Here is a 26,594-nt window from a genome sequence, read left to right as displayed (position 1 = left end):
AGCTGTAGGCTCGAACGGTGCTAATTTTGCTTCCCCCCTCTGAAGGTAAGACCCCGCCCGACGCCGGATCCCCGGTTGATCTGGCCGCGCTCAGTTTCCCGTCCCTCACCGAGGCGCGGCAACGGGTTGCCGCGGCTCTGGCCGAGGTGTCCGGGCAGGACGATGCCCTCAGTCAATTGGGTGTGGGAGCAACACTGGTCCACGAGGTCAGCCGCAACACCCGGCTGGCCCACGAGCCCGCCGCCCCCGCCCACAGCATCTACACGGGCGTGCTGTTCGATGCCCTGGGCTACCCCAGCCTGACCCCCGCGCAAAAGCGCAAGGCCGATGCCGCTGTTGTTGTTGTCTCGGGGCTGTGGGGAGCCGTGGGCTTTGCCGACAGCATTCCCGCCTACAGGCTCTCCATGTCGGTCGGTCTGCCCGGGGTGGGCAAGCTGGCCAGCTACTGGAAACCACAACTGGCCGCGGCCCTGGCGGATCACTCGGAGAACCATCTGCTGGTGGATTGCCGTTCCAGCACATATGCCGCGGCGTGGGTTCCAGATCCAGCCCGGACGGTGGCGGTCAATGTCTTCACCGAGCGCGACGGCGTCCGCAAAGTCGTCTCACACTTCGCCAAGCACACCCGTGGGGAACTGGCCCGGCACCTGCTGACCCGCCGCGGTAAGGCGCCGGAGACCCCGGCCCAGTTGGCGAAGGCGGCCGCGGAACGATGGATCGTGGAACTCGTGCCAGGCACCCCGCGCAAGGCACACACCTTGAACATCATCCTGAATGACTAACCGCTTAGACGGTTAACAAGAAAGGCTGCGGCTGGCCCTGGCAAATGCCGGGCCGGCCGCAGCCTTTCGCTAGCTCTCGAGCTGGCTAGCTCCACTCCTCCGAGCGGACCAGGATGGCACCGGAATCCGGGCACATCACGATGGTTTCGGGGCTGGCCTTCTTGATCTCAGCCAAGTCACCGGCGCTAATGTGCATGCCGGAACCTTCGGACTTGCCGTGGAACAGGCGCGCTGCGCCCACGCCGTACTTGGCCAGCGAACGGTCGTAGATGGCCATGAGTGCAGGCTCAAAGGTAGCCGCCAACTCGGCACGTTCTGCCAGAATGGCATCGCGTTCCATCTTGAGCCCGCCGAGCTTGCTGCGCACCTCATCCAGAACTTCGTCAAGGACGCTCTGCATCTGGGTCACCAGATCACGTTCGGCCTGAGCTTTAGCCGTTGCCGACTCGAAGGCTTCCATGGCTTCGAGTTCAACGTCTTCAAGTTCACTGCGGCGCCGCGTCAGCGATTCAATTTCGCTCTGCAACGCCATGAGGTCCTTGGACAGGCCGGTGCCGCTGTTCAGCTTGGCCTCGTCGCGCTCAATCCGTGCCACAACGGCGGCAACATCATCTTCAGACTTGGTCAGCGCCCGCTGAGCGTCGCTGACGGCCGTGTCCAGAACCACCTGATCGCTCTTCGCTACCGTGACTCCTGCATGGAGATCCGGCAACCTGGGGTCTTCCTTCAACGCCTTTGCCTGAACATCAAGTGCCCGCAATTTGCCGTCCAATACCTGAACCTCGAGCAAACGCATTTGCTCGGCCGGTGCTGCCTTAGCCATGTAACTCCTCCTGCTGCATCAAGGTGATGCGATATGTACTTAAGTTTAGGCGCTAGTTCCCGGGAGTAAGAATAAAGTCCCACGGATCGGTATTGGTCTGGCTCAGCGCCAATTCTGCAGCAAACCCTTGGTCACCGAGTACGTTGCCCAGAGCCACCATGGCATTGGGCAGCCACAACCATTCGCTGGCAAAGTGGGAAAGATCAATCAGGTAGGGCCGTCCATCAAGTCGCGCCTCACGGGCCTCGGAGGCCGGGTGGTGGCGCAGATCGGCAGTGACAAACACATCGGCGTCGCTGGCTCGTACAGCATCAAAGAGGCTATCGCCGGCGCCGCCACAGACAGCAACTTTGCGAACTAGCGCGTCCTTCTCGCCAGAGACGCGCACGCCCCCGGCCACTGCGGGCAGAGTAAGGAAAACCTTGGCAGCCAGGTCACCGAGCTTCTCAGGATTGGGCAGGAACCCCACCCGGCCAATTCCTTCTTCAGCCAGTCCATTGCGTGCTGGCATAAGCGGCAGGACATCGTCCAGTTTCAGGATGTCAGCCAGAACGTCGGAGACGCCCCCCACGGCGCTGTCACCGTTGGTGTGGACCGTCAACAGAGCGCAGCCACCCTCAATCAGGCTGTGAATGGCTCGGCCCTTGCCCGTAGTGGCGGCCACGGAATTAACGCCCTTGAGGAGCAGCGGGTGGTGGGTAATGAGCAGCTGCGCTCCCCATTCCAGCGCCTCGTCAATGACTTCAAGTGTGGGGTCTACGGCAAACATGATGCGGCTAATCTCAGCGTCGGGGCGCCCCACCACGAGACCCACGCGGTCCCATTCCTCGGCGAGGGATTCCGGCCACAGTTCTTCTACAGCGAGGAGGACATCGGACAAGACGGGGGCCTGCAAAGAGTTCACCGGCTCAACATCTTGGTCCGACTCCCCCACGAGCCCGGTGTCGGGCACAGCCTCAAGCCTCGTGACGAAAGCTTCGAAGGTGACGTCTTCTTCCGATTCCAGAACGTCCGTGCCACCTTCATCGTCACCGATCAAGCCAGCGTCATCGTGAGCCTGATCAGCGGAGCCACCCTGGTCAGAGGTTTCCGCGGCAGAAAAAGCGGCGTCTGCGCCAACACCCGACAGTTCCGGAGTGTCGGGGCCGTGGGCACCTGCAGCACTTCCGGCGTCGGACGTGGGAAAAGTTGGTTCCTTGCTCATGTTCCTACCTTACTTGCGGGCAGGAGCTATAGAGCACACATTCGCCGTCAGGGAATCATCGGGGCCCACAATGACTTATAAATGACTATGAGGACTTTTGTATTAGGCGGCGGCTGCTTTTGGTGCCTTGATGCCGTGTATCAGATGACCCGCGGCGTGGAATCGGTGGTATCCGGGTATACCGGCGGCTCCCTGCCCAACCCTACTTATGAGCAAATTTGCACAGGAATGACCGGCCACGCCGAAGTTGTTGCTGTCACCTTTGACGAGAACATCATCCCGGCGGACGTCATTTTGGACATGTTCTTTGTCCAGCATGACCCCACCACCTTGAACCGCCAAGGGTACGACACCGGCACCCAGTACCGCTCGGTCATGTACTACAGCAACGAGGACGAGGAAGCGGAGTTCCGGGCTGCCATTGAGCGGAACCAACCGCTGTGGGCTGATCCCATCGTCACCGAGGTGTCACCGCTAGGCGTTTCCTATGCCGCGGAGCAGTACCACCAGGATTTCTACGCTCAGCGGCCAGAGGTTGGCTATTGCCAGGTCATTATCAACCCTAAAATCTCTAAAGTTAGAAAACATTACGCGAAGTGGCTCACCGCCTAGAACAGTACATAGCGACTCGATACGCTGACGACTAAGTTCAGCGTGGTCGTTCTTTGGTGACCGCACGCATCCCTTCGCTTCACAGACAGATTAAGGACCACTCATGGCACGTATTTATGACAATGTCACCCAGCTGGTTGGCGGCACCCCGTTGGTGCGCCTGAACCGCCTGACCGAGGGCCTTGGTGCCACGGTCGCTGTGAAGCTGGAATTCTACAACCCAGCCAACAGCGTTAAGGACCGGATCGGTGTCGCCATTGTTGATGCCGCCGAGGCCTCAGGCGAGCTCAAGGCCGGTGGAACCATCGTCGAAGGTACTTCTGGTAACACCGGTATCGCGCTGGCCATGGTGGGGGCTGCACGCGGCTACAAGGTCATCTTGACCATGCCGGAAACCATGTCTACCGAACGCCGCGTCATGCTGCGTGCCTACGGTGCTGAAATTGTTTTGACTCCGGGCTCCGAGGGCATGCGCGGCGCCGTTGAGAAGGCGAAGGAAATTGTCGCCACCACGGAGAACGCCATCTGGGCCCAGCAGTTCGCCAACGTCGCCAATCCCGAGATCCACCGCCGCACCACTGCGATGGAAGTTTGGGATGACACAGACGGTGCCGTTGACATATTCGTCGCTGGGGTGGGCACTGGTGGAACCATCACCGGCGTCGGGCAGGTACTCAAGGAACGTAAGCCCAGTGTGCAGATTGTGGCGGTCGAACCCAAAGACTCAGCCATCCTCAACGGCGGCGCCCCAGGACCACACAAGATCCAGGGCTTGGGCGCTAACTTTATTCCAGAGATCCTTGACCGCGACATTTACGACGAGGTCCTTGATGCCACAATTGAGGATTCAATCCGGGTTGCCCGCGATTTGGGTGCACGCGAAGGCATCTTGGGCGGCATTTCATCCGGCGCCATCGTATGGGCAGCACTCGAACTGGCCAAACGCCCGGAGAACGCTGGTAAATTAATCGTTGCCGTTGTCTGCGATTTCGGTGAACGCTACATTTCAACCGCACTCTACGACGACATCCGGGGCTAGTCCCCAACTCCTCCCTTGGTTGAGCTCGCAAGCGAGCAAACCCAAGGGGCCCTGGGAGTTATGGGCCCTCGATCTCGGGGGCATGGGCCCAGGAGTCCACATTGTGGTTCGCCGGAATGTTTCCCGCATCGCTGACGCTATGTCAGAGGTGCGGGTCTTCTGGTATCTGGACCAAGCACCTTGCAACCTCCGCCGTGAGAGAATCACGGCGATCAACTGAAAGAAGTCTGTGGGATTTTTCGGCAGAATACGTGAAGACCTCGACTCTGCACGCTCGCATGATCCGGCGGCCCGGGGATCCATGGAGAACTTGTTCGTCTACTCCGGCCTCCATGCCATTTGGATACACCGACTCACCCACACTATGTGGGCCAACCCTGCCCTGCGCTTCCCAGCCAGGGTACTCTCGCAGCTCACCCGTTTCGCCACCGGCATTGAAATTCACCCGGGCGCCACCATCGGCAAACGGTTCTTCATTGACCACGGTATGGGCGTGGTCATTGGCGAGACCAGCGAAATTGGCGACGACGTCATGATCTACCACGGCGTCACCCTGGGCGGGCGTTCACTGGCCAAAACCAAGCGTCACCCCACCATCGGCAACCGCGTCACCATTGGTGCCGGCGCCAAGATTTTGGGCCCCATCTTCATTGGCGACGACTCCGCAGTTGGTGCCAACGCCGTCGTCGTCAAGGACGCGCCCGCCTCGTCCATCCTCACCGGCATCCCGGCCACCATCCGGCATCGGGACGCCAGCAAGGAAATGGCCCCTGCCGTGGACCCGGCCGAATACATTGACCCAGCCATGTGGATCTAGTTCTTCCCTGTGGGTCCACGCCCGCGAGGTTCCCGCTGCAAGCTTGCGAGCAGTGGGAGCGGCTGGGGACTTGCGAGCAGTGGTAGCAGGCAGAGTACGACGGCGGCCGGTGACCTTCCTTTCGGAAGGTCACCGGCCGCCGTCGTACTCAAGCAAGTTGCCCCACAAACCGAATGGGCCCACGCACCCGAGAACACCAAACTGAATGGGCCCACAACCGCGAGGGGCCCCGTTATCTGCTCGCCTAGCGAGCTGATAACGGGGAGAGCCTGGGGACTAGTGTGTGTCTACTGCGCTGATCTCGGACTTGTCGCCGCTCCACTGTGTGTGGAAGGTTCCTTCTTCATCAACACGGCTGTAGGTGTGAGCGCCGAAGAGGTCGCGCAGACCCTGGGTCAGTGCGGCTGGCAGGCGCGGGCGGCGTAGGCCGTCGTAGTAAGCCAGTGAGGAGGAGAAGACCGGCACGGGGATACCCAGCTGGACGGCGGTGGAAACCACGCGACGCCAGGCCGGGAGAACCTCGGCAATTTCAGCCTGGAACGCCGGAGCGAACAGCAGGTTGGCCGGCTTGTCCTCGGCTGCGTAGGCCTTGGTGATGTCCTTGAGGAGCTCGGCACGGATGATGCAACCACCACGCCACAGCGAAGCGATCTCGTCCAGCTTCAGATCCCAGTTGTACTCGGTAGCTGCGCTGGTGAGCATGTCGATGCCCTGTGCGTAGCTGATGAGCTTGGAAGCGTAGAGTGCCTGACGCACGTCTTCGACGAAGTCGGCGCCCAGTTCAACAGCAACCTCGTGCCCGGCCAGAACTTCCTGGCCGATGGCGCGCTGATCGCGCTGTGAGGAGAGGCCGCGAGCAAAAACAGACTCGGCGATGGCGGAGATGGGTGAACCCAGATCCAGGCCGGACTGAACCGTCCAGCGGCCCGTGCCCTTCTGGCCAGCGGAGTCAACGATGACATCAACCAGCGGCTTGCCGGTCTTGGCGTCAACGTGGCCCAGAACTTCTGCTGTGATTTCGATCAGGAAGGAGGCCAGCTGGCCTTCGTTCCACTTGCCGAAGATCTCTGCCTGCTCGGCCGGCTCGATGCCTGCGGCGCTGCGGAGGAGGTCGAACGCTTCACCAATAACTTGCATGTCGGCATATTCGATGCCGTTGTGAACCATCTTGACGAAGTGGCCGGCGCCATCGGTGCCGATCCAAGCGCAGCAGGGCTGGCCATCAACCTTCGCGGAAATCTTTTCCAGCAGCGGGCCAAGAGCATCGTAGGATTCTTTGGAGCCACCAGGCATGATGGACGGGCCCAGGAGAGCACCTTCCTCACCACCGGAAACGCCAACGCCTACAAAGTGGAGGTCCTTCTCGGCCAGGGCAGCTTCGCGGCGGCGAGTGTCCTGGTAGTGCGAGTTGCCGCCATCGATGATGATGTCGCCAGCTTCCATGAGTGGAACGAGCTGGTCGATGACGGAGTCAACGGGGCCACCGGCCTTGACCATGATGAGCACGCGGCGCGGCTTCTCCAAGGAATCAACGAGCTCGGCCAGAGTCTCCGTGCGAACGAATTCGCCTTCGCTGCCGTGGGCTTCGAGCAGGGCGTCGGTCTTGGCGACCGAGCGGTTGTGCAGCGCAACGGTGAATCCGTTGCGAGCCAAGTTGCGTGCCAGGTTCGCGCCCATGACGGCCAGACCTGTGACACCGATCTGTGCAGTGCCAGTTTGTGCAGACATACTACCTCCAGAGTGAATTGCGTGGTTAGCTACAGCTTATCGGTATTGCCAGCCGTTCCCCAGCTCGTCCCATGATTTGGATACGTAACATTACAGAAGCTACACGGGAAACTTGGCAATCGGATGCCAAAAATCAAAATCAATCAGCGAAGTTGAGCAGAACTTTCCCTGACTGAGCCGAATTCTTAGCCATATCAAATGCCACCAAGGCGTCGTTGAGTGCGAATTCATGCGTAATCACGGGTTCCACAAACAGCGAACCGTCGGCCAGAGCGGCAATCACCTCGGCAATTTCTTCATTGAAGCGGAATGACCCTAGGAGCTCAAGCTCCCGAGTAATCGCCAGCGAGATGGCAACCGGTTGCACACCAGATGGGAGCAAGCCCACCATAACAACTCGACCACCGCGCGTTGCGCCGTTGATGGCCGTCCCCAAACCAAAATGATTCCCGGAGGATTCAATCACCACATCGGCCTCGATCGCGGCAATTCTCTCGGCTTCGGGAGCCAGCAACACCACATCCGCACCCACGGAAGCAGCAATGTCCAACGGCAACTGATGCATATCGACAGCCGTGATATGGCTAGCCCCGGCGCGCTTGAGAACGGCAATAGCGAGAGTTCCGATGGGGCCACAGCCCACCACAAGCACCGATTTTCCACGCACATCGCCAGCGCGAGAGACGCCATGCCAGGCCACGCTGGCCGGTTCAATCAAGGCAGCCAACCGCAACGGCAAGGATTCCGGCAGCACCCGCAACATGCGAGTGGGCAGATTTGCGTAGCGCAAGAACGCACCATCCGTGTGCGGATGACGTGCTGCGCTCCCCAGATACGTGCAGCCCGGGGAAAGATTAGGTCGATCCGCCGGATACCTCGCCGCACCCGGGCCCGGAGTGGCCGGGTGAACGGCAACGGGGGTTCCGACCTCGGGCCCGGTGCCATCCGCAGCCGCACGGGCCACGACACCAACCACCTCGTGGCCCAGCACCATGGGGTCCTTCAAAATGGATTCCCCGGCAGCTCCGTGCAGCCAGTAGTGCAGATCAGAGCCGCAGATGCCGCCGTAGGCAATTTCAATGACGGCCTCGTCGGCACGCGGTTCACGCAACGGCACCTGGTCAATCCGCAGATCGTCCTTGCCGTGAACCACAACGGCTGCAGCACTCACGGGAAGCGGGAGTTCTTCGATCGCCATTTAGACCACCACCGTCATGCCGCCATCGATGAAGATGGTCTGTCCGTTGACAAAGTTGGAGGCGTCGGAGGACAACCAGACGGCTGGCCCCACCAGATCCTGCACGGTCCCCCATCGGTTGGCAGGGGTGCGGCCCAAGATCCAGGAGTTGAACGTCTCGTCATCGACCAGGTTTTGCGTCATCTCGGTGTGAATGTATCCGGGCGCAATGCCATTGATCTGCAGGCCGCCGCTGGCCCATTCAGCCGTCATGGCGCGGGTCAGGTTTCGCAGTCCACCCTTGGCCGCGGTGTACGCAGCGATGGTGGGGCGGGCCAGATCTGTCTGCACGGAGCAAATGTTGATGATTTTTCCGTGTCCGCGTGCCAGCATGCCGCGGGCGGCTTCGCGACCCACGAGGAAGGCGCTCGTCAAATCCGTGCTGATGACCCGGTCCCAGTCCTTGACATCTAGCTCAAGCAACGGAACTCGGTGCTGGATCCCGGCGTTGTTGACCAGAATCTCCAGCGGCCCCACGTTGGCCTCGATCCACGCAATGCCTTCAGCGGCCGCCACATCGCTAGTGACGTCAAACGCCAGCGAGCGAATCTGCCCCGGAGCGAAGTCCGCTGCCATGGCCACCTCGGCAGCAGCCAGGCGTTCCTCGTTCAGCCCGTTGAGCACCACCGTGGCCCCTGCCTCCGCCAGCCCACGGGCCAGAGAGTTTCCAATCCCCCGGCTGGACCCTGTCACCAGAGCCACTCGGCCTGTCAAATCAAACAATCCACTCATCAATTCTGTCCCTTAATGGCGCTCTGGCCTTAATAGTTTTCTGGCCCTCATGGGTTTCAGGCTTCAAAAGTACGACGGCGCACGAGTCACCGAAGCGGTGGTCACCGCGCGCGGGTCACCGGCACCCAAGTCACCCAAGTCACCCAAGTGGTGCTTACTGCAGCTAAGGCTTGCTCCCGGCACCGAGCCGCGCGATGGTTTCCCGCACCACTGTCAGGTCCTGCTCCCCCAGCCCTTGATCTTTCAGGGTCCCGTACAGTGCGTATCCGGCACTGGCCATGGGGGTCGCGGAACCAACGGCTGCGGCACTTTCCAGCACGAATCCCAGATCCTTGTGCATGAACTTCGCTGGGCCGGTAGGAGTGTAGTCCTTGGCCGCAATCCTCGGCCCACCGAGCCGCAAGACGTTGCTGCCGGCCAGACCACCGGACAACACCTCAAAGAGCGCAGAAACATCCATGCCTGAGGATTCGGCGAGCTCCGCCGCTTCAGCGAGGGCTGCCATGGTGGTTCCCACCAACAGCTGATTGCAGGCTTTGGCCAGGGATCCGCTGCCCAGCGGGCCCAAGAGGCGCACTGTGGTGCCCATGCTGTCCAGAACTGGGGAGATGCGCTCAAAGTCGGCAGCGTCTCCTCCGGCCATGATGGCCAGGGTGCCCTTTTCAGCCCATACCGTACCTCCACTGACGGGGGCGTCAATGACGGAAGCCCTGCCTCCGGAGGCCGCCGCTACACGGGCGCCAAAACCTTGGACCGCCTGAGGGGAGACACTGCTCATGACCACCACCACAGTTCCCGGCTCCGGGGGCGTCTCCTGCCACGCTGCAAGCAGCGGCTCCGCGGCCTCTTCGATGAAGCCCAAGTCCGGGAGCATGAAGATGATGACACTGGCGTCCCGCAACTCGGCCACACTGGAAGCGGTCCGGGCGCCGTGTGCGGCGAGCGATTCGAGCGCTGCAGCCGAACGGTTCCACGCCGTCACGTCCCAGTCCGCGCGGAGCAGATTGACTGCCATGGGCGCACCCATGTGGCCCAGGCCTACAAAGCCAATGGCGGGCGGGGCCTGCCGGGGGGAATCAGTGGTTTGCGTCATTGAACACCAGTCCTCACAACTTTGTGGTTTGGTTCCTAAAGTGACTCATCGCCACATTTGTTCAGTATTCTATCCGCAATTCAGTATGATGAACATCATGACGCCTAATAATCTCACCGTTGCGATTGCCGTACCGCTCGAAGCCGAGCATGTGGAGGCCATCCGCGCCGCCAACCCGTCCGTCACCGTATTGTACGAACCCGAGCTGCTCCCCCAGGAGCGTTTCCCAGCCGACCACGCCGGCGATTTGGCGTTTAAACGCACGCAGGAGCAGGAAGCCCGCTACTGGGACATGCTCCGCAGTGCCGACGTGCTCTACGGCTTCCCCAACGAGAGTCCGGCCGGGCTGGCCGAGATTGCCTCCAGCGAAAAGCTCCAGTGGATCCAGGCCATGGCCGCAGGCGCCGGCGGAGCAGTTAAGGCGGCCAAACTCTCAGATCAGGATCTGGCCCGCATCAAGATCACCAGCTCAGCAGGCGTGCATTCCCTGCCGCTGGGCGAGTTCGCCATGATGGGCGCACTCAACGGCCTCAAGCGCAGCGCCGAATTGGCCGCGGACCAGGCCGCCAAGCACTGGCCCGAACTGCGCACCCCCACCCGCCTGGCCCGCGGCTCCAACGTGGTCATCACCGGCTTGGGCGAGATTGGCCTCGAAACCGCCCGCCTGGCCCGTGCCCTCGGCATGAACGTCAGCGGCACCAAGCGCACTGTGGAGCCCATCGAGGGAGTCGACACTGTCACCGACACCGCTGGGCTGCCCGGGCTGGTCGCCACGGCCGATATTCTCATCAACACCCTCCCCGGGACCCCGTACACGGAAAAGATGATCAACGCCGAGATCTTTGCCGCCATGAAGCCAGGCACCATCGTGGTCAACGTGGGCCGCGGCACTGTCATTGACGAGGATGCGCTCCTCGAGGCTCTCAACAGCGGCCAGGTTTCCTACGCCTGCCTGGACGTCTTCGCCGTCGAACCGCTGCCGGAGGCAAGCCCGCTGTGGGAGCACCCGCGGGTCATGGTCTCCCCCCACACCTCGGCCCTGAGCTCCGCCGAGAACCGCCTGATCGCCGAGCGCTTCATGGAGAACCTTCAGCGCTTCCAAGCCGGCACCGAGTTGCTGCACACCGTGGATCCCGTCCACTTCTACTAATCGCACCTCTTATAGGGGAGTCTCCGTTCGCGGAGGCTCCCCTTTTGCGTGCCCGCATCTTGATGGCGGCTTGACCTCAAGAAGTACGACGGCGGCAGGCTGGCTCCCAGCGCAGGGCACGGGTCCGGCGTCGTCCATCACCAAGGGACGTTAAACGCCAAGCGGCACCCGCCGGAGCAGGTGCCGCCTGGTCAATGGAAAGTTAGGAGGCGTCCTCAACCAGGTTCAGGTCGCGGCCAACAGTTTCCGGGGCGAAGAACGTGGTGACGAAGGAGATGCCGGCCAGGACCGCAGAATACACGGCCAGCACCAACCAGGAGTGATTCGTGACGGCCAACAGGGCGACGCCAACGATCGGTGCAATGCCGCCGGCAAACACGGCAGAGATTTCGCGGCTCATGGCGACGCCGGTGAAGCGGTGGGTGGCGCCGAAGAGCTCCGGAAGCATGGCACACTGCGGGCCAAGCATGGACTGCACGCCGATGGAGATGCCCACAACCATGACGGCCCAGACAAGCCAGATGTGCCCCAGGGTGATCAGGTAGAACGCCGGGAAGGCGAAGAGCAACTGGAACAAGGCACCGTAACGGTACACCTTGACGCGGCCGATGCGGTCTGAGATAGCACCGAAGGAGATGACCATGACGGCGGCGAATCCGGCGGCGATCAGCAGGCCCACGGGCCCAATGAATTTATCCCCTTCAAACACGCCACCCTTGGCAGCCATGAAGCCGACCAGGAGGGTGGAGTAGATGCTGGAGTTGCCATTTTCGCCCATGCGCAGTCCAATGCCGATCAGGACATTCTTCTTGGAGGTCCGCCACAGCGTGCCCAGCGGGTTCTTGGTGACGTTCTTGTGCTTCTCCAGCTCCTGGAAGACCGGGGTCTCCTTGAGCTGGAGGCGGATGTACACGGCCACGGCGATCAGCAGGATGCTGGCCAGGAACGGAAAACGCCACAGCCAGCCTTCGAGGACCTCGGGGTGGGCCAGACCAAGGAGCGCGAAGGTTCCGGCGCCCAACAGCGTACCGACTTGGATGCCGACGAACGGCAGAGCGGCGAAGAAGCCGCGGCGCTTGCGCGGAGCAACTTCGGAGATGAGGGTGGTGGCCCCAGCCTGTTCAGCACCGGCACCCAGACCTTGCAGGATGCGCATGAGCACCAGCAGCACGGCACCCACCATACCTGCCTGCTCATAGGTGGGCAGCAAGCCAATGGCGAACGATGCGCCACCCATGAGGGCGATGGTCAGCAGGAGGACCTGCTTGCGGCCGAAGCGGTCGCCAATGATGCCGAACACCAGGCCGCCAAAGGGTCGGGCGACAAACCCGACGCCGTACACGCCGAAGGCTGCGAGCAAGGCTCCTGTGTCCCCCAGCGGGGCGAAGAACAGCGGGCCGAAGATCAGCGCTGTCGCGAGCCCGAAGATGTAGAAATCGTAGTACTCGAGCGCCGAACCAACGGAGCTGGCGAGGGTGGCCCGGCGCAGCTGGTCCGGATCCACCTTCTCGTCGACTGTCGAGGCGGCGCCTTGGGCTGGGCGTAGCGGTTGTGTAGTCACTGATTCTCCCTTGAAACTTACCGAACCACCATTGGTTCAGGCAGGCGACAACGACCCTAAGGTCGATCACTATGTTGAACAGCGTACAACATGTTGAACGGAAGGCCAAGAGGAAAATGTTATGTGGCTCACTAGCCCATGGGATTGCCCAACATCTTGGACAGCTCCACGAGCTCCTGAACCATGGCTGCGCGCTGCGCATCGGAGAACGTGGCCTGCAGTGCCGTCACTGACACGCCGAGGCTGGGGCCGTGCGAGCCGCGGGTGGGAACGGCCACGCCAAGACTCACCACACCCAAGGTGGACTCTTCATCCTCAAAGGCATAGCCCTGGGCGCGAATGACTGCGATTTCGGCCTTGAGCTCGGTGCCGGTTCGGAGTGACTTGGGCGTCAGGACAGGGAGCGCAGACGCGTCGGGGTAAAGCCGGTCCAGGTCATGGTCATGCAGCTTGGCAATCAGCGCCTTCCCCACCGCACACAAAGAGACTGGCATTTTGTCCCCAATATTGGAGGTCAGCCGCACCGCAGGATGCCCTTCATAACGCGCCAAGTAAATGACATTCTCGCCGTCGAGCATGGCAATGCGGACCGTCTCGCCCTTAAGTAGGGGTGCGGCTTCGCAAAAGCGGTAAAACTCCCTGACCTCGTCGCGGCGGCTCAGGTAGGCGGCCCCGAGCTCCACCAATTTCACACCCAGGGCATAGTCGGATCCGACGCGGGTGATGAGCTCAGCATCCTCAAGAGCCTGCAACAAGTTGGATGTGGAGGATTTGGGGATGCCCAGCTCGCGGGCAAGGTCGCTGAGCGTCAACCTTCCCGTGACCGACTGCGCCAAGGCGTCAAGCACGGCGGAAGCGCGGGTCACCGCAGGGGCGGGAGATCCATGGCCCCGCACTTCACTGTTCCTGCTGGGCATGGCCTGAATTTCGCTCACGTAGTTTTCCTCGACGCTGAAGGTTCCCCGGGGAGAGTCCCGGAGCGGTGTTTTGCCGCCCACTTACAGTACATTGATATGGACAGTTTTCATCATACTGTTCAAGCAAAGAGGTAGAACGTCCACTCTTGTGTTTTTTCCAGCATGCCGGTATATTCGTCTTCAGATCCTCCACTGTGGCGTCCCCCAATAGCCACAGTGGAGGATCATCCACGTTAAGGCTGAATACTCCCCGAGATTCTCGGGTCCGAGACTGCCCACTCGTCACCGCGCCGGGGATGGCGACCATGACAAACACTCCAGTAATCCGATCTTCGACACGATCTGGAAATTCCGCGTGTCAGTTTGCATCCTGTCCCATCACGCGATATATTTTTATTACTGGTTCCCCACCACAGCGTCCCCCAATAGCTGTGGCGGGGAACCTTTTTAGTTGGCGCAAGTTCCGCCTGCCTCAGTTTAGAAATCAGGACTAGCCTGATCGGCTGCTTTTAATTCAAGCGAGCAAGGTGCGGCGTTGAGTTACTTAAACGCCAAGAGCCGCAGGAATGCCAGCTCGCCCACAACCTGGATATCTTGCCCCGCGGCCGCCAATTCCAAAGCCCTCTTGACCTTTGCGCTGGAGCGTGTGCCACCGGCCACCTCGGCGCTAACCACCATGGTCACCTTTTTGGTGGTGCTATTGGCAATCGTGGCGCCCTTGGCAGCTGCCGCATCTTGAGCGTCGGTTCGGGGCATGGCCGCTAGATCTCCACTAAAGACGATGGTCTGGCCATAGAGCGGCCCGTAGGGGTTTGCCTTGGCATTGGGTACCGGCAGATCTGCCAGCTTGCGTGTATAGCCCGCTGCATAATAGCCAGGGACTTTTGCGGCCACCTTCTGAGCTGCGGGCCACAGGGCCGAAAGCGACGAGGCACCATGGAGCCGAGCCAGTTCAATGGCAATCAAAGCGCTGGCCCGGGCATCGTCGCCCGCGTCGTGATGATTGAACGCCGGCAAGTCTAAGGCGCCAACTACGTCGGACAATGTGTAGTGGTCCAAGTCGAGATGCTTCCGGGCCAACGTCAGCGTGCAGTGGAAATCCTGAACGGGGGCAGGCAGCCCACACGCATCGTTGGCTTTGGAGATGACCGACTTCTCGAAGCTGACATTGTGGCCCACCAGAGCATCGGAGCCAATGAAATCCATCATGGGGCCGTGGATGCCGCGCCAGTCGGGTGCGTGGCGCACATGGGCGGCCGTGATGCCATGAATGCTCACGTTGACGGGTGCGAACTCCGTAAAGCCAGGCAGTGGCTTGATGAGCCAGGAAACCTGGTCCACCACCTTGCCGGCCCTCACCTTGGTCAGCCCAACGGCGCACGCAGAGGCGCGGAAGTTGTTCGCCGTTTCAAAATCAATGGCCGTGAAGGAAATCCCGTCCATGCGTCCCCCTGATGGTGATGGTCATCCTGGCGGTCACCCGGACCGGGCAACGTCTGGCCAAACGTACAAAAAACAAGAAACCCCGCCACTCTGGGCCGTCAGGCCGCGGAATGGCGAGGTTCTTATTGGTGGGTCCTACCGGGATCGAACCGATGACATCCACGGTGTAAACGTGGCGCTCTACCAGCTGAGCTAAAGACCCATTCATCAGTAGGCGTTCCAAGCTATGCGCTTGTTTGCCTGACCAACGAGAAACTACTGTACACGACATTTAGCCCTTTGCGCCAATTACAACCCTAGTGAGCGTGTGAGTTGGGTCATAGCCTCGCTGACTCCGAGCTCCAGCTTCACTGTTGCCAAGGAATCTCCGCGGGTTTTGCCTCTGTTGATGATGATGACCGGCTTGCCGTCCTTAGCCGCTTTCTTGACGAATCGCAGGCCGGAAAGAACAGACAATGACGAGCCTGCCACCACCAGCGCCGCGGCGGCATCCACCATGGAGAAGGACCGCAACACCCTGTCCTGAGGAACATTTTCGCCAAAAAAGACAAAGTCCGGCTTGAGCAGGCCCCCGCACAAAGGGCACTTGGCTACGTTGAAGGCGGAGATCAACTTCTCGCTCTCCACGTCAGCGTCCGCGTCAGGGGCTGCGGAAACTCCTCCTGCTGCCGCGACTGCCTCTAAGAAGCCGGGGTTGAGCTCATTGAGGATGATGGCCAGAAAGGACCGTGAATAGTGATTGCCACACTCCATACACAGCACCTGATCGAAGCGGCCGTGCAGGTCCACCACATTGCTGGCGAGAGCCGCCTCGTGAAGTCTGTCCACATTCTGAGTCACAATGCCGCTCAGCATTCCGGCACGCTCCAGCTCGGTAGCAGCAAAGTGTCCGGCATTGGGCTTCGATAAGTGCATCCGCGACCAGCCCACATGATTTCTGGCCCAATAGCGTTGGCGCAGAGACGGCTCCCGCATAAATTCCTGATACGTCAGCGGATTCCGCGGCGGGGCGCCGGGTCCCCGATAGTCCGGGATGCCGGAATCGGTGCTGATGCCCGCGCCAGTAAGCAGTGCGAAGGGCTGGCCGCCTAATGTGGCAGCAACCATGTCCACGGCAGCGATCTCATCGCGGCTCAACGCGGCAGCGCTGGCTCCTGAGGTTGCTGCGGGCGTCATGCCCGGGACTGCGGGCGTCATAGCCGGGACAAAGCCCGTTTCACCAATGCCCGGCCGCAATTGATCCACAGCTACAGCCGCTCGAGTGCTTGACGGTATCGGCCCAAGGGACGAGCCTGCCCCGTGGGCGTGCTGAAGGTGTCGGCAAGGACGCCGCTGGCGGTAATGAGGAATGTGCTTCGAGTGGCCATGCCACGGTCGGCATCGAAAACGCCGTAGCTCTGCGCCACCTGGCCATGCGGCCAAAAGTCAGCCAGCAGATCAAAGGAGTAGCCCTGCGCCTGGGCGTAGGCCCGAAGCGCGTATTTGCTGTCGACAGAGATAGCCAACAAGTGCACGCCGGCCTTTTCAAACTCGCCGACGTTCTCCTGAAGTTCGCTCAGTTCGCCCGTGCAAACACCAGAGAACGCAAACGGGTAGAACACCAGCGCAACGGCGGTGCCACGCAAGCCAGAGAGGGACACTGGTTCGCCAAACTGGTTGGACAAGGTGAAGTCGGGAGCAATGCCCCCGAGCGCTAGACCTTGGTGCGTGGCGCCGTCGTTCTTCACGGGCAGTCCTTCCCTCGCCAGGGCTACTGGCGTTTGCGCGGAACCAGCCGTGCCGCAGCCCAGTCGGTAGACACCCCTGCCGTGGTGGTGACATGCAAGCCGGCCGTGGGCGCAGCTTCCTGAATGTCCGACGGCGGGACGTAACCATCACGGCCCTGCTTGGGTGTCATGATCCACACCACGCCGCCTTCGTCCAAGGTGGTCAGCGAATCGACAAGGGCGTCCACAAGGTCGCCATCACCATCGCGCCACCAGAAAAGGACTGAATCCACTACGTCATGATCTTGCTCATCGAACATCTCAGACCCAATGAGGGTCTCGATGCTGTCGCGCAGATCAAAATCGACGTCGTCGTCGTATCCGAGCTCCTGGATGAGATCCCCATCCTTGAACCCTAAACTGCCTGCCACCTTGGCAATGGTGCCGGCGTCGGCCTCGCTCACGTTTTTCCTCCTGGGGTCAGCACTTGCGCGCTGGTTTGTTGGTCAATGACCCCAGTCTAGGGGGTGAGCGCCGCTTGCCTCCACTTAACGCATTCTTGGACGCAACAGGGCTCGGTGACCTGTGTGAATATTGTGATTTACATTACCCACATTGTGCGCGGTTCCCCACAGTGAACGCCACGGGATGCCTAGGCCGGTGTTCATGCAACGGGCACAGCTACGCACTAATGGCCCCTGCGGTCTACAGTATTGGTACACGCCCATGGCTACAGCTCTGGGCGCTCACACTGCTTTTAAGAGAGGTTGGACGTGGCTGCAGGAGACGATAACTCCCATATCCTCAGCGGGTTGACAAACCAGCTGCCTGATCGCGATCCGGAAGAGACAGCCGAATGGCTTGAGTCCCTGGATACGTTGATTCAGGAACGCGGCACTGAGCGTGCCCAATTCATCATGCGTAGCCTGCTTCAGCGGGCTGGGGCACAGAGCGTTGGCGTGCCTATGGTCACGACCACCGACTACGTGAACACCATTCCTGTCGATCAGGAACCCGAATTCCCGGGCAACGAAGAAATTGAGCGCAAGTACCGCGCATGGCTGCGCTGGAATGCTGCCGTCTTGGTGCACCGCGCACAGCGTCCTGACATCGGCGTAGGTGGACACATTTCCACGTATGCCGGTGCCGCAACCCTGTATGAAGTTGGTTTCAACCACTTCTTCCGCGGTAAGGACCACGCTGGCGGCGGAGACCAGGTCTTCTTCCAGGGCCACGCCTCCCCCGGCATGTACGCTCGTGCATTCCTGGAAGGTCGCCTCAGCGAAGAGGACTTGGATGGCTTCCGTCAGGAAAAGTCCAAGGAAGGGCATGCGCTCTCGTCCTACCCGCACCCGCGTCTCATGCCGGAGTTCTGGGAATTCCCCACGGTCTCCATGGGCATTGGCCCCATGAACGCCATTTACCAGGCTCAGTCCAACCGATACCTGCATAACCGCGGCATCAAGGACACCTCCGATCAGCACGTCTGGGCTTTCCTTGGCGATGGCGAAATGGATGAGCCCGAGTCACGCGGCCTGCTCCAGCTGGCCGCCAATGACAAGTTGGACAACCTGACATTCGTGGTTAACTGCAACTTGCAGCGCCTCGACGGTCCGGTGCGCGGTAACGGCAAGATCGTTCAGGAACTCGAAGCGTTCTTCCGCGGTGCCGGCTGGAACGTCATCAAGGTCCTGTGGGGCCGCGAGTGGGATGACCTGCTTGAGCGTGACACCGACGGTTCACTCGTGGACGTCATGAACACCACGCGCGACGGCGATTACCAGACGTACAAGGCTGAAAACGGCGGATTTGTGCGCGAGCACTTCTTCGGCCAGACGCCTCAGACGAAGGAACTCGCCGCTCACCTGAGCGATGACGAGGTCTGGAACCTCAAGCGCGGTGGCCACGATTACCACAAGGTTTACGCCGCTTACAAGGCAGCCATGGACTTCAAGGGCAAGCCGACAGTCATCTTGGCCCACACGGTCAAGGGCTACGGACTGGGCACACACTTCGAGGCGCGTAACTCAACGCACCAGATGAAGAAGCTCACCTTGCAGGACCTGAAGGACTTCCGTACGCACCTGCGCCTGCCCATCACTGATGAGGTTTTGGAAGCAGATCCGTACCGCCCGCCGTACTACCACCCGGGTATGGACACGCCGGAGATCCAGTACATGATGGAACGCCGCCGCGAATTGGGCGGATCCGTTCCGGAGCGTCGCAGCAAGCACACCGAGCTGACCTTGCCAGGCGAGAAGACCTACGAGGTCGCGAACCGCGGTTCCGGCAAGCAGCAGGCAGCCACCACCATGGCGTTCGTGCGTTTGCTCAAGGATTTGATGCGTGACAAGGAGATTGGGCAGCGCATTGTCCCGATCATCCCGGATGAGGCACGTACCTTTGGTATTGACGCCTTCTTCCCCACCGCGAAGATCTACAACCCCAACGGTCAGAATTACTTGTCCGTGGACCGCGATCTGGTGCTGGCCTACAAGGAGTCCATTTCTGGACAAATTGTTCACGCAGGCATCAACGAGGCCGGCTCCGTCGCAGCATTCACCGCAGCGGGAACCGCCTACGCAACCCATGGGGAACCGTTGATCCCGATCTACGTGTTCTACTCCATGTTCGGCTTCCAGCGCACCGGCGACAGCTTCTGGGCTGCCGGTGACCAGATGACCCGTGGCTTTATCATTGGCGCTACAGCTGGCCGCACAACCTTGACCGGTGAGGGCCTGCAGCACGCTGACGGTCACTCCCCGATCCTGGCTTCGACGAACCCTGCCGTGGTCTCCTACGACCCCGCGTATGGTTACGAAATCGGCGCCATCATCAAGTCCGGTCTTGAGCGCATGTACGGCAAGGATTCTTTGGATCCCAACGTCATGTACTACATCACTGTCTACAACGAGCCGATTGTGCAGCCGAAGGCTCCAGAAAACATGGACGTCGACGGCATCATCAAGGGCATCTACCTTCTCAAGAAGAGCGATGCTCCGGGCCCGAAGACTCAGTTGCTGGGCTCGGGTGTCTCCGTGCCGTGGGCACTTGAAGCTGCACAGATTCTCGCCGATGAGTGGGGTGTCTCTGCCGATGTTTGGTCCGTTACGTCCTGGAACGAACTTCGCCGTGACGCACTCGCTGCCGAAGAGGATTCCTTCCTCCATCCGGAAAGCGAGCCTCGCGTCCCGTACATCACTGCCAAGATGGCTGATGCACAGGGCCCCGTTGTTGCTGTCACTGACTACATGAAGGCAGTGCCGGATCAGATCCGTCAGTTCCTGCCCAATGAGTTCGCAACCCTGGGTGCCGACGGCTTCGGCTTCTCCGACACCCGCGCCGCAGCACGGCGCTTCTTCAAGATCGACAGCCACTCAGTGGTCGTTCGAACCTTGCAGATGCTGGCTAAGCGTGGCGAAGTGGATGCTGATGCTCCGGCTAAGGCGATCGCTAAATACGATCTCCTCAATGTCAATGCAGGCACCACCGGCAACGCCGGCGGCGAGGGCTAACCAGCTCCTCCCGCATGATGGGCGGTTGGTGTTGCTGTAGATCTTCTACAGCAACACCAACCGCCCATTTTTGTGTATCCCGCCAATCTGTAACGTTCTGCCTGTTCTGCCACTCGAGCGCCTCAAGATGAAGTTGTTGGGTTTACACAAATAACGCTTGGCGGTCATTAAGACATATCCTCAAGATATGGCAGCGAAAAATTCAGCGGACACCCACCACCCCGCACAGGAGCCGGACAGTTCCCCGAGCTCGCCCGCCCAGCGCAAGGCCAAGAACACCTCAGGGACGCTAGAGCGGCTACGAGCGAACATTGGCCCCTTGTCCACCATGATGCGCAGGGAACTGGAGAGCACCCTGCCGTGGTACCGGCGGCTCAGCGCCGATGAACGTTCCGCCTTGGGCCTGGTGGCCCAAAACGGCATCACAGCCTTCGTCTCCTGGTACGAGCATCCTTCCTCACCCAGCTGGGTCCTCTCAGATGTTTTCGGCACGGCACCGACAGAGCTCACCCGTTCCATCAGCCTCCAGCGCGCCCTGCAATTGATCCGGACAGTGGTCCAGGTAGTGGAAGACAAGGTTCCGGAACTGGCCGCCGCCGAGGAACAAGTTGCCCTGCGAGAGGCGGTGCTGCGTTACTCCCGCGAAGTGGCTTTTGCTGCCGCCGATGTGTATGCACGGGCGGCAGAAAACCGGGGCTCCTGGGATACCCGACTGGAGGCCCTTGCCGTTGATGGGATCCTGCGCGGAGAAAATGCCGATGCCCTGCAATCACGCATCTCAGCCCTGGGCTGGACCTCACACGGGCGCTTCACCGTCATGGTGGGGCCAGCTCCCTCGGAAACCAATGCGCTCTTACTCTCCACTCTGCGCCGCGCCGCCGGGCGCTTCGCCGAGGACGTCATGCTGGGGATTCAGGGCGATAAATTGATCTTGGTGCTGGGCAATGTGACGGATCCAGAATCGGCTTATGTGCGCTTGAGTGAGCTGTTTGCGCCCGGGCCGGTGGTGTACGGACCGCTGGCAACAACTCTGGCCGAGGCCACCGCTTGCGCGAAGGTGGCCTTCGCCGGTATTTCGGTGGCCAAGGGATGGCCCTCCGCCCCGCGCCCGGTCTCCGCTGATGATCTGCTGCCAGAGCGCGTCATTGGTGGGGACGAATCGGCACGCAGGGCCCTCTTGGTGAATATTTACCGCCCGCTCATGGCAGCCTCCAACGGACTGGTGGAAACCCTCAGCAGCTACCTCCAGGGCGGGCATTCCCTGGAAGCGGCGGCGCGGGATCTTTTTGTACACTCCAACACAGTCCGATACCGCCTGCGCCGGATTTGTGATGTCACTGGGTGGGATCCGCTCATCCCCCGCGAAGCCTTTGTCTTGCAAACGGCCCTGATTGTGGGCAGGCTGGCAACGTCGACAAAAGCTACAAATCAAGGCGCTGCGAAGCAAGCACCCGCCAAGTCCCCCACGGCCCGTACTACCGCAGCACTCCCGGGCTCAGCAAGCCACTAGGCGCTCCAAGTCCCACCAAGTCTCGTAACGAATACCCGCCACGTCACGGGAGCATTGTAGACTTCCTACAAATTGTGCTGAAGAGCTTGGTGTATGAAAACACCCTGTAAATACCGTTAAGTTTGGAAAGCTGGTTAATGTGCTTGCAATAGTCTGCCCGGGTCAGGGCTCCCAATCCCCAGGATTCCTTTCACCGTGGCTGGAACGCCCCGGTGTCCAAGAACAACTCGCTTCCCTGAGTGAGGCCGCGGGCATTGATTTGCTGGCCCACGGCACAACCTCAGATGCAGAAACCATCAAAGACACGGCCGTAGCCCAGCCCCTCATTGTGGCTGCCGGGCTCATCACAGCACAGGCGCTGTTGGGCGATGACGCCACGGCGGCTCTGGTCCCCGGACAAATGCTGGTAGCCGGCCACTCCGTGGGCGAGATTACCGCTGCGGCCCTCACCGGTACGCTCTCCAACGCAGATGCCATGGCTTTTGTCCGTGAACGTGCCAATCGCATGGCTGACGCCGCTGCTGCCACCCCCACAGGCATGGCAGCCGTTGTGGGCGGAGACCCGGATGAGGTCCTCGCCGCCATCGCAGCCGCTGGGCTTACCCCCGCCAATATGAACTCCAAGGGCCAGACAGTGGCTGCCGGAACGCTGGAGCAGATCGCCGCCTTGGTGGCCGCTCCGCCCGCCAAAGCCCGTGTCATTGCACTGCAGGTTGCCGGCGCGTTCCACACGCACCACATGGCTCCGGCAGTCTCCGCGCTCCAGGCCCTTGCTCCGTCGCTAACAACGCACACACCTGCCGTGACACTGCTCTCCAACTACGACGGCGCCGCGGTACCTTCCGGGGAAGCGGCACTGGAGTCTCTCATCGCCCAGGTATCGCGCCCGGTTCGCTGGGATCTGTGCATGGAAACCATGGCCGGTATGGGCGTGACCGGGCTGATTGAATTGGCTCCGGCAGGCACCCTGACAGGGCTGGCCAAGCGTGGCATCCCCGGCATCACCACCGTGGCAGTCAAAACGCCCGATGACCTCCCCGCTGCCCAGGAACTGCTGGCAGCACACCTTTCACCGGAAGCAGGAACACTGTGAGCACCCCTACGCTGAAGCAGAACCCCACCCGTCCCGGAGCTCAGATTTTGGGCATTGGCGCGTACCGCCCGTCCGTGATCGTCTCCAACGACGATGTGTGCCAGTGGATCGATTCCTCCGATGAGTGGATTCAGCAGCGCACCGGCATCATCACCCGCCACCGCGCCCCCAAGGACATCTCCGTGGTGGACATGGCAGTCTCCGCCGGCGCCGAGGCCATCGAAAAGTCAGGCATCGAAGCGTCCCAAATTGGTGCCGTGCTGGTCTCAACGGTGACGCACCCTTACGCAACGCCGTCGGCCGCTGCATTGATCGCCGAGAAGCTCGGCGCAGCCCCTGCTCCGGCCTATGACATCTCCGCCGCCTGCGCAGGCTACTGCTATGGCATTGCCCAGGCTGACGCTTTGGTCCGCTCCGGCACCGCTGACTATGTCCTGGTCATTGGCGTAGAAAAGCTCTCCGACGTGATCGACAACCACGAGCGCACCATCTCCTTCCTGCTGGGCGATGGAGCCGGCGCGGTTGTCATAGGACCCTCCGACGAGCCCGGCATCAGCCCCTCGGTCTGGGGATCAGATGGCAGCAAGTGGGACACCATCGGCATGACCCACTCGCAGCTGGACATTCGTGACTTCAGCGAACAAGCCATGAAGGGCGACGGCGTTGCCCTCGCCGCTGCGGATGAGGCACACTCCACCCTGTGGCCCACACTGCGCCAGGACGGCCAGACAGTGTTCCGCTGGGCCGTGTGGGAAATGGCCAAGATGGCCAAGAAGGCCCTGGTTGAAGCAGGCATTACCGCTGATGATTTGGGTGCTTTTGTGCCGCATCAGGCAAACATGCGCATCATCGATGAGCTTGCCAAGCAGCTGAAACTTCCCGAGCACGTGATCATTGGCCGCGACATTGCCGACGCCGGCAACACCTCCGCAGCCTCCATTCCTTTGGCAACACACCGTCTACTGGCAGAGAACCCGGAGCTCTCCGGTAAACTTTCGCTGCAGATCGGTTTTGGTGCCGGACTGGTGTTTGGCGCCCAAGTGGTGCGCCTTCCCTAAGAACACGTCCCCCTCATTTGAGGGGTGATCAATATGCCTGACCGATCAATACCTTGATCACAGCAAAAAATATGAAAAGGAGCCATCAATGGCTAGCAACGAAGAAATCCTGGCCGGTTTGGCCGAAATCGTCAACGAAGAGACCGGCCTTGCCCCTGAGGCAGTAGAGCTGGATAAGTCCTTCACGGATGACCTGGACATCGACTCCATCTCCATGATGACCATTGTTGTCAACGCTGAAGAGAAGTTTGATGTGAAGATCCCGGACGAGGAAGTCAAGAACCTCAAGACTGTTGGCGACGCTGTCAGCTTCATCGAAGGCGCACAGGGCAAGTAAGCTGCCCCCTCGCATTGTCCCCGGTTCCGCACCAGCGGAACCGGGCTTGTGGTTGGTCGGACCCTCGTCGAGACCGGCCAACCACAACACCCTTCATTGCCCCCGAAACTTTTGTAGAGAGTTGAACCATGGCCCGCAAAGTAGTCATCACCGGCTTGGGCGCCACCACGCCCATTGGCGGCGACGTCCCCACCCTGTGGAAGAACGCCCTGAAGGGTGTTTCCGGCACCCACACGCTGACCGATGAATGGGTAGAAAAGTACGCACTTCCCGTACATTTCGCAGCCAAGGCCTCAACTCCTGCCACAGACGTCCTGAGCCGCGTTGAAGCCAAGCGCATGGACCCCTCAACTCAATTTGCCGTTGTGGCCGCCCGCGAAGCCTGGAAGGACTCAGGCATCGAAGAGGTTGACCACGACCGCCTCGCCGTGGCCTTCGCTACCGGCATTGGTGGCGTCTGGACCCTCCTTGATGCGTGGGATACCCTGCGCGAAAAGGGACCCCGCCGCGTTCTGCCCATGACTGTCCCCATGCTCATGCCCAACGGCCCGGCCGCGGCTGTCAGCTTGGACCTGGGCGCTCGCGCCGGTGCACACACCCCCGTCTCGGCGTGTGCATCAGGGACCGAGGCCTTGCACATTGCACTGGAATTGATCCGCTCGGGCAAGGCCGACGTGGTCATGGCCGGTGGCGCCGAAGCAGCGATTCACCCCATGCCGATGGCTTCCTTCGCCGCCATGCAGGCACTGTCCAAGCGCAACGACTCCCCCGAGACCGCATCACGGCCCTACGACATCAGCCGTGACGGCTTTGTCATGGGTGAAGGTGCTGGCGCTCTGGTGTTGGAAGCCGAAGAGCACGCTCTTGCTCGAGGGGCCCGCATCTACGGTGAGCTCGCTGGCACCGCTGTCACCGCTGACGCGTACCACATCACGGCTCCGGACCCCCAGGGGCTGGGTGCCACCCGCGCCCTCAAGGGTGCCTTGTACGACGCGCGAGCCTTGCCTGAGGATGTCGTCCACGTCAACGCTCACGCCACGTCTACACCCGTAGGTGACAAGCCGGAGTACACAGCGTTGAAGGCCGCATTGGGCGATCACCTGGAGAACGTCTGTGTCTCGGCCACCAAGTCTCAGATGGGCCATCTGCTCGGCGCGTCCGGCGCCGTGGAGTCGGTCTTGACGGCGTTGGCCGTCTACCACCGCCTGGCCCCTGTCACCATCAACTTGGAAAACCAGGACCCGGAAATCCCCCTAGATGTTGTCACCGGTACCCCGCGTGAACTTCCCGAGGGTGAGATTATGGCGCTGAACAACTCGTTCGGCTTCGGCGGACACAACGCTGTTGTGGCCATCCGCAGCACCGGTCCCAAGGTGGAGATGGCGTAGCCTGCTCCTGCCTTCTCTACTGGCCACCCGTTGTTCCGCCCAGCCTCTCGATTTCTTGCGAGGGTTGCGCGGACGGCTGGTGGCCAGTGGCATTTCAGTCCTTTAACCAACGACGGCGGCGCTCACCTTTAGAAGGTGAGCGCCGCCGTCGTTGGTGCATCGTTTAGGAGGCGCCTCGCGATGAGTGACTTGCCGTGGGGAGGATTTCCATGGCAAGTCGGGCTATGTGGAGGCCTGGTTGACTAGCCTACGTGATGCAGCCACCGGACAGGGGCGCCTGCAGCGGCGTGACGGAAGGGTTCCAGTTCCTCATCCCACGCCTCGCCGAGTGCCAAGGAGAGCTCCTGGTAGACGATGGCAGGATCTCCCTTGCCAGCCTCGTAGGCGTACCTGATCCGGTCCTCGGAGACCATGATGTTTCCGTGGACGTCTGTGACGGCGTGGAAGATGCCCAGCTCGGGGGTGTGGGACCAGCGCGAGCCGTCCACGCCGGGGCTGGGATCCTCGGTGACTTCATAGCGAACGTTGGCCCATCCACGCAACGCCGAAGCCAACCGGGCACCGGTTCCCGCAGGACCCTGCCAGCTAATTTCCGTGCGCAGCACATTGGGCGCCGCGGGCTGTGCAGTCCACTGCAAGTCCGAGCGCTGCTCCATCACGGCAGCAATGGATGATTCAATATGCGGGCACATGACAGCCGGGGCTGAGTGCACGAACAAAACACCGCGCGTTGATACGACCTTCATTCCATCCTCCATAGCAGTAGGTGCGTCTTCCCCAACGACCTTCTTGCGTGATGCAGGCGGAACATGTCATGCACAGGAGCCTTGAATGGTCCCGATTTAGCTA

The 26,594-nt window shown here is 61.0% G+C and carries 24 protein-coding genes and 1 tRNA gene; 11 read left to right on the top strand and 14 right to left on the bottom strand.

The genetic code is table 11. The features are described from left to right. Window positions 1-17 precede the first annotated feature (17 nt). A complete protein-coding gene (locus CXQ93_RS06555) occupies window positions 18-782 on the top strand; it encodes a YaaA family protein (protein ID WP_104109605.1) in 765 nt (254 codons plus the stop codon). An 85-nt stretch (window positions 783-867) separates the two neighbouring features. On the opposite strand, the gene CXQ93_RS06550 is transcribed toward CXQ93_RS06555, so the two are convergent. Both CXQ93_RS06550 and CXQ93_RS06545 read right to left on the bottom strand, forming a co-directional pair. Next, window positions 868-1,605 (bottom strand): zinc ribbon domain-containing protein, encoded by a 738-nt coding sequence (locus CXQ93_RS06550; RefSeq protein WP_062287672.1) that lies wholly within the window; start codon window positions 1,603-1,605, stop codon window positions 868-870. Window positions 1,606-1,657: 52 nt separating this feature from the next. Then, the gene (locus CXQ93_RS06545) at window positions 1,658-2,509 is read right to left on the bottom strand and encodes a Nif3-like dinuclear metal center hexameric protein (protein WP_258068679.1); all 852 of its coding nucleotides are present in this window, start codon (window positions 2,507-2,509) and stop codon (window positions 1,658-1,660) included. Between the two features lie 387 nt (window positions 2,510-2,896). Here CXQ93_RS06545 and msrA point away from each other — a divergent pair, with 387 nt between their 5' ends. The 3 genes from msrA to epsC all read left to right on the top strand — a co-directional run bounded on the left by msrA (window position 2,897) and on the right by epsC (window position 5,277). After that, complete coding sequence (gene msrA / locus CXQ93_RS06540; RefSeq protein ID WP_104109771.1) at window positions 2,897-3,421, top strand: peptide-methionine (S)-S-oxide reductase MsrA; 525 nt, start codon at window positions 2,897-2,899, stop codon at window positions 3,419-3,421. A 103-nt stretch (window positions 3,422-3,524) separates the two neighbouring features. Beyond that, window positions 3,525-4,460, top strand: coding sequence for a cysteine synthase A (cysK, locus tag CXQ93_RS06535; protein ID WP_104109603.1), 936 nt, complete (start codon window positions 3,525-3,527; stop codon window positions 4,458-4,460). Window positions 4,461-4,689: 229 nt separating this feature from the next. Next, window positions 4,690-5,277, top strand: coding sequence for a serine O-acetyltransferase EpsC (epsC, locus tag CXQ93_RS06530; RefSeq protein WP_104109602.1), 588 nt, complete (start codon window positions 4,690-4,692; stop codon window positions 5,275-5,277). A 276-nt stretch (window positions 5,278-5,553) separates the two neighbouring features. Here the strand turns inward: epsC and gndA are convergent, their stop codons facing one another. The 4 genes from gndA to CXQ93_RS06510 form a co-directional block, all read right to left on the bottom strand. Continuing rightward, window positions 5,554-7,005, bottom strand: a complete 1,452-nt coding sequence (gndA, locus tag CXQ93_RS06525; protein WP_104109601.1) for an NADP-dependent phosphogluconate dehydrogenase — start codon at window positions 7,003-7,005, stop codon at window positions 5,554-5,556. Window positions 7,006-7,144: 139 nt separating this feature from the next. After that, a complete protein-coding gene (locus CXQ93_RS06520; protein ID WP_104109600.1) occupies window positions 7,145-8,203 on the bottom strand; it encodes an L-idonate 5-dehydrogenase in 1,059 nt (352 codons plus the stop codon). After that, window positions 8,204-8,974 (bottom strand): SDR family oxidoreductase, encoded by a 771-nt coding sequence (locus tag CXQ93_RS06515; protein ID WP_104109599.1) that lies wholly within the window; start codon window positions 8,972-8,974, stop codon window positions 8,204-8,206. 163 nt (window positions 8,975-9,137) lie between these two features. Beyond that, window positions 9,138-10,067, bottom strand: coding sequence for an NAD(P)-dependent oxidoreductase (locus tag CXQ93_RS06510; protein ID WP_104109598.1), 930 nt, complete (start codon window positions 10,065-10,067; stop codon window positions 9,138-9,140). Between the two features lie 85 nt (window positions 10,068-10,152). Here CXQ93_RS06510 and CXQ93_RS06505 point away from each other — a divergent pair, with 85 nt between their 5' ends. Then, window positions 10,153-11,217, top strand: a complete 1,065-nt coding sequence (locus tag CXQ93_RS06505; protein ID WP_104109597.1) for a D-2-hydroxyacid dehydrogenase — start codon at window positions 10,153-10,155, stop codon at window positions 11,215-11,217. A 202-nt stretch (window positions 11,218-11,419) separates the two neighbouring features. Here CXQ93_RS06505 and CXQ93_RS06500 read toward each other — a convergent pair whose 3' ends face one another. From CXQ93_RS06500 to CXQ93_RS06470, 7 genes are all read right to left on the bottom strand, one after another. After that, window positions 11,420-12,778, bottom strand: a complete 1,359-nt coding sequence (locus CXQ93_RS06500; RefSeq protein ID WP_104109596.1) for an MFS transporter — start codon at window positions 12,776-12,778, stop codon at window positions 11,420-11,422. A gap of 131 nt (window positions 12,779-12,909) precedes the next feature. Further along, complete coding sequence (locus CXQ93_RS06495; protein ID WP_104109770.1) at window positions 12,910-13,695, bottom strand: IclR family transcriptional regulator; 786 nt, start codon at window positions 13,693-13,695, stop codon at window positions 12,910-12,912. Window positions 13,696-14,235: 540 nt separating this feature from the next. Next, window positions 14,236-15,138, bottom strand: coding sequence for an exonuclease domain-containing protein (locus CXQ93_RS06490; protein WP_104109595.1), 903 nt, complete (start codon window positions 15,136-15,138; stop codon window positions 14,236-14,238). A gap of 126 nt (window positions 15,139-15,264) precedes the next feature. Further along, a tRNA-Val gene (locus CXQ93_RS06485) sits at window positions 15,265-15,340 on the bottom strand. An 86-nt stretch (window positions 15,341-15,426) separates the two neighbouring features. Continuing rightward, the gene (locus CXQ93_RS06480; protein WP_374953389.1) at window positions 15,427-16,383 is read right to left on the bottom strand and encodes a Sir2 family NAD-dependent protein deacetylase; all 957 of its coding nucleotides are present in this window, start codon (window positions 16,381-16,383) and stop codon (window positions 15,427-15,429) included. A gap of 2 nt (window positions 16,384-16,385) precedes the next feature. Beyond that, window positions 16,386-16,865: a peroxiredoxin gene (locus tag CXQ93_RS06475; RefSeq protein ID WP_258068639.1), complete on the bottom strand. Its 480-nt coding sequence runs from the start codon at window positions 16,863-16,865 to the stop codon at window positions 16,386-16,388. A gap of 23 nt (window positions 16,866-16,888) precedes the next feature. After that, window positions 16,889-17,308: a DUF3052 domain-containing protein gene (locus CXQ93_RS06470; protein WP_062287646.1), complete on the bottom strand. Its 420-nt coding sequence runs from the start codon at window positions 17,306-17,308 to the stop codon at window positions 16,889-16,891. Between the two features lie 309 nt (window positions 17,309-17,617). Here CXQ93_RS06470 and aceE point away from each other — a divergent pair, with 309 nt between their 5' ends. From aceE to fabF, 6 genes are all read left to right on the top strand, one after another. Next, window positions 17,618-20,359 (top strand): pyruvate dehydrogenase (acetyl-transferring), homodimeric type, encoded by a 2,742-nt coding sequence (gene aceE, locus CXQ93_RS06465; protein WP_104109593.1) that lies wholly within the window; start codon window positions 17,618-17,620, stop codon window positions 20,357-20,359. Window positions 20,360-20,546: 187 nt separating this feature from the next. After that, the gene (locus CXQ93_RS06460) at window positions 20,547-21,869 is read left to right on the top strand and encodes a CdaR family transcriptional regulator (RefSeq protein ID WP_104109592.1); all 1,323 of its coding nucleotides are present in this window, start codon (window positions 20,547-20,549) and stop codon (window positions 21,867-21,869) included. A gap of 139 nt (window positions 21,870-22,008) precedes the next feature. After that, window positions 22,009-22,962: an ACP S-malonyltransferase gene (locus CXQ93_RS06455; RefSeq protein ID WP_104109591.1), complete on the top strand. Its 954-nt coding sequence runs from the start codon at window positions 22,009-22,011 to the stop codon at window positions 22,960-22,962. Beyond that, window positions 22,959-24,020, top strand: a complete 1,062-nt coding sequence (locus CXQ93_RS06450) for a beta-ketoacyl-ACP synthase III (protein WP_104109590.1) — start codon at window positions 22,959-22,961, stop codon at window positions 24,018-24,020. Before CXQ93_RS06455 ends, CXQ93_RS06450 begins: the two co-directional genes overlap by 4 nt. Window positions 24,021-24,108: 88 nt before the next feature. Further along, window positions 24,109-24,357: an acyl carrier protein gene (locus tag CXQ93_RS06445; protein ID WP_104109589.1), complete on the top strand. Its 249-nt coding sequence runs from the start codon at window positions 24,109-24,111 to the stop codon at window positions 24,355-24,357. Between the two features lie 128 nt (window positions 24,358-24,485). Continuing rightward, on the top strand, window positions 24,486-25,745 hold the full coding sequence (gene fabF, locus CXQ93_RS06440) for a beta-ketoacyl-ACP synthase II (protein ID WP_104109588.1): 1,260 nt from the start codon (window positions 24,486-24,488) through the stop codon (window positions 25,743-25,745). A 242-nt stretch (window positions 25,746-25,987) separates the two neighbouring features. Here the strand turns inward: fabF and CXQ93_RS06435 are convergent, their stop codons facing one another. Further along, window positions 25,988-26,491, bottom strand: a complete 504-nt coding sequence (locus tag CXQ93_RS06435) for a DUF3145 domain-containing protein (RefSeq protein ID WP_104109587.1) — start codon at window positions 26,489-26,491, stop codon at window positions 25,988-25,990. Window positions 26,492-26,594: the final 103 nt, after the last annotated feature.

It is taken from the genome of Arthrobacter sp. N199823 (genome assembly GCF_002929705.1).
Taxonomy (GTDB): domain Bacteria; phylum Actinomycetota; class Actinomycetes; order Actinomycetales; family Micrococcaceae; genus Specibacter.
The sequence above is the reverse complement of the archived record's forward strand: the minus strand, read 5'-3'. Positions and strand labels throughout refer to the sequence as shown.

Bases quoted from the DNA above. Each gene is read 5' to 3' on its own strand.
- CXQ93_RS06550 (WP_062287672.1), bottom strand. From the start codon at position 1,605: ATGGCTAAGGCAGCACCGGCCGAGCAAATGCGTTTGCTCGAGGTTCAG.
- msrA (WP_104109771.1), top strand. From the start codon at position 2,897: ATGAGGACTTTTGTATTAGGCGGCGGCTGCTTTTGGTGCCTTGATGCC.
- cysK (WP_104109603.1), top strand. From the start codon at position 3,525: ATGGCACGTATTTATGACAATGTCACCCAGCTGGTTGGCGGCACCCCG.
- gndA (WP_104109601.1), bottom strand. From the start codon at position 7,005: ATGTCTGCACAAACTGGCACTGCACAGATCGGTGTCACAGGTCTGGCC.
- CXQ93_RS06520 (WP_104109600.1), bottom strand. From the start codon at position 8,203: ATGGCGATCGAAGAACTCCCGCTTCCCGTGAGTGCTGCAGCCGTTGTG.
- CXQ93_RS06515 (WP_104109599.1), bottom strand. From the start codon at position 8,974: ATGAGTGGATTGTTTGATTTGACAGGCCGAGTGGCTCTGGTGACAGGG.
- CXQ93_RS06510 (WP_104109598.1), bottom strand. From the start codon at position 10,067: ATGACGCAAACCACTGATTCCCCCCGGCAGGCCCCGCCCGCCATTGGC.
- CXQ93_RS06505 (WP_104109597.1), top strand. From the start codon at position 10,153: ATGATGAACATCATGACGCCTAATAATCTCACCGTTGCGATTGCCGTA.
- CXQ93_RS06495 (WP_104109770.1), bottom strand. From the start codon at position 13,695: ATGCCCAGCAGGAACAGTGAAGTGCGGGGCCATGGATCTCCCGCCCCT.
- CXQ93_RS06490 (WP_104109595.1), bottom strand. From the start codon at position 15,138: ATGGACGGGATTTCCTTCACGGCCATTGATTTTGAAACGGCGAACAAC.
- CXQ93_RS06460 (WP_104109592.1), top strand. From the start codon at position 20,547: ATGGCAGCGAAAAATTCAGCGGACACCCACCACCCCGCACAGGAGCCG.
- CXQ93_RS06445 (WP_104109589.1), top strand. From the start codon at position 24,109: ATGGCTAGCAACGAAGAAATCCTGGCCGGTTTGGCCGAAATCGTCAAC.
- fabF (WP_104109588.1), top strand. From the start codon at position 24,486: ATGGCCCGCAAAGTAGTCATCACCGGCTTGGGCGCCACCACGCCCATT.
- CXQ93_RS06435 (WP_104109587.1), bottom strand. From the start codon at position 26,491: ATGAAGGTCGTATCAACGCGCGGTGTTTTGTTCGTGCACTCAGCCCCG.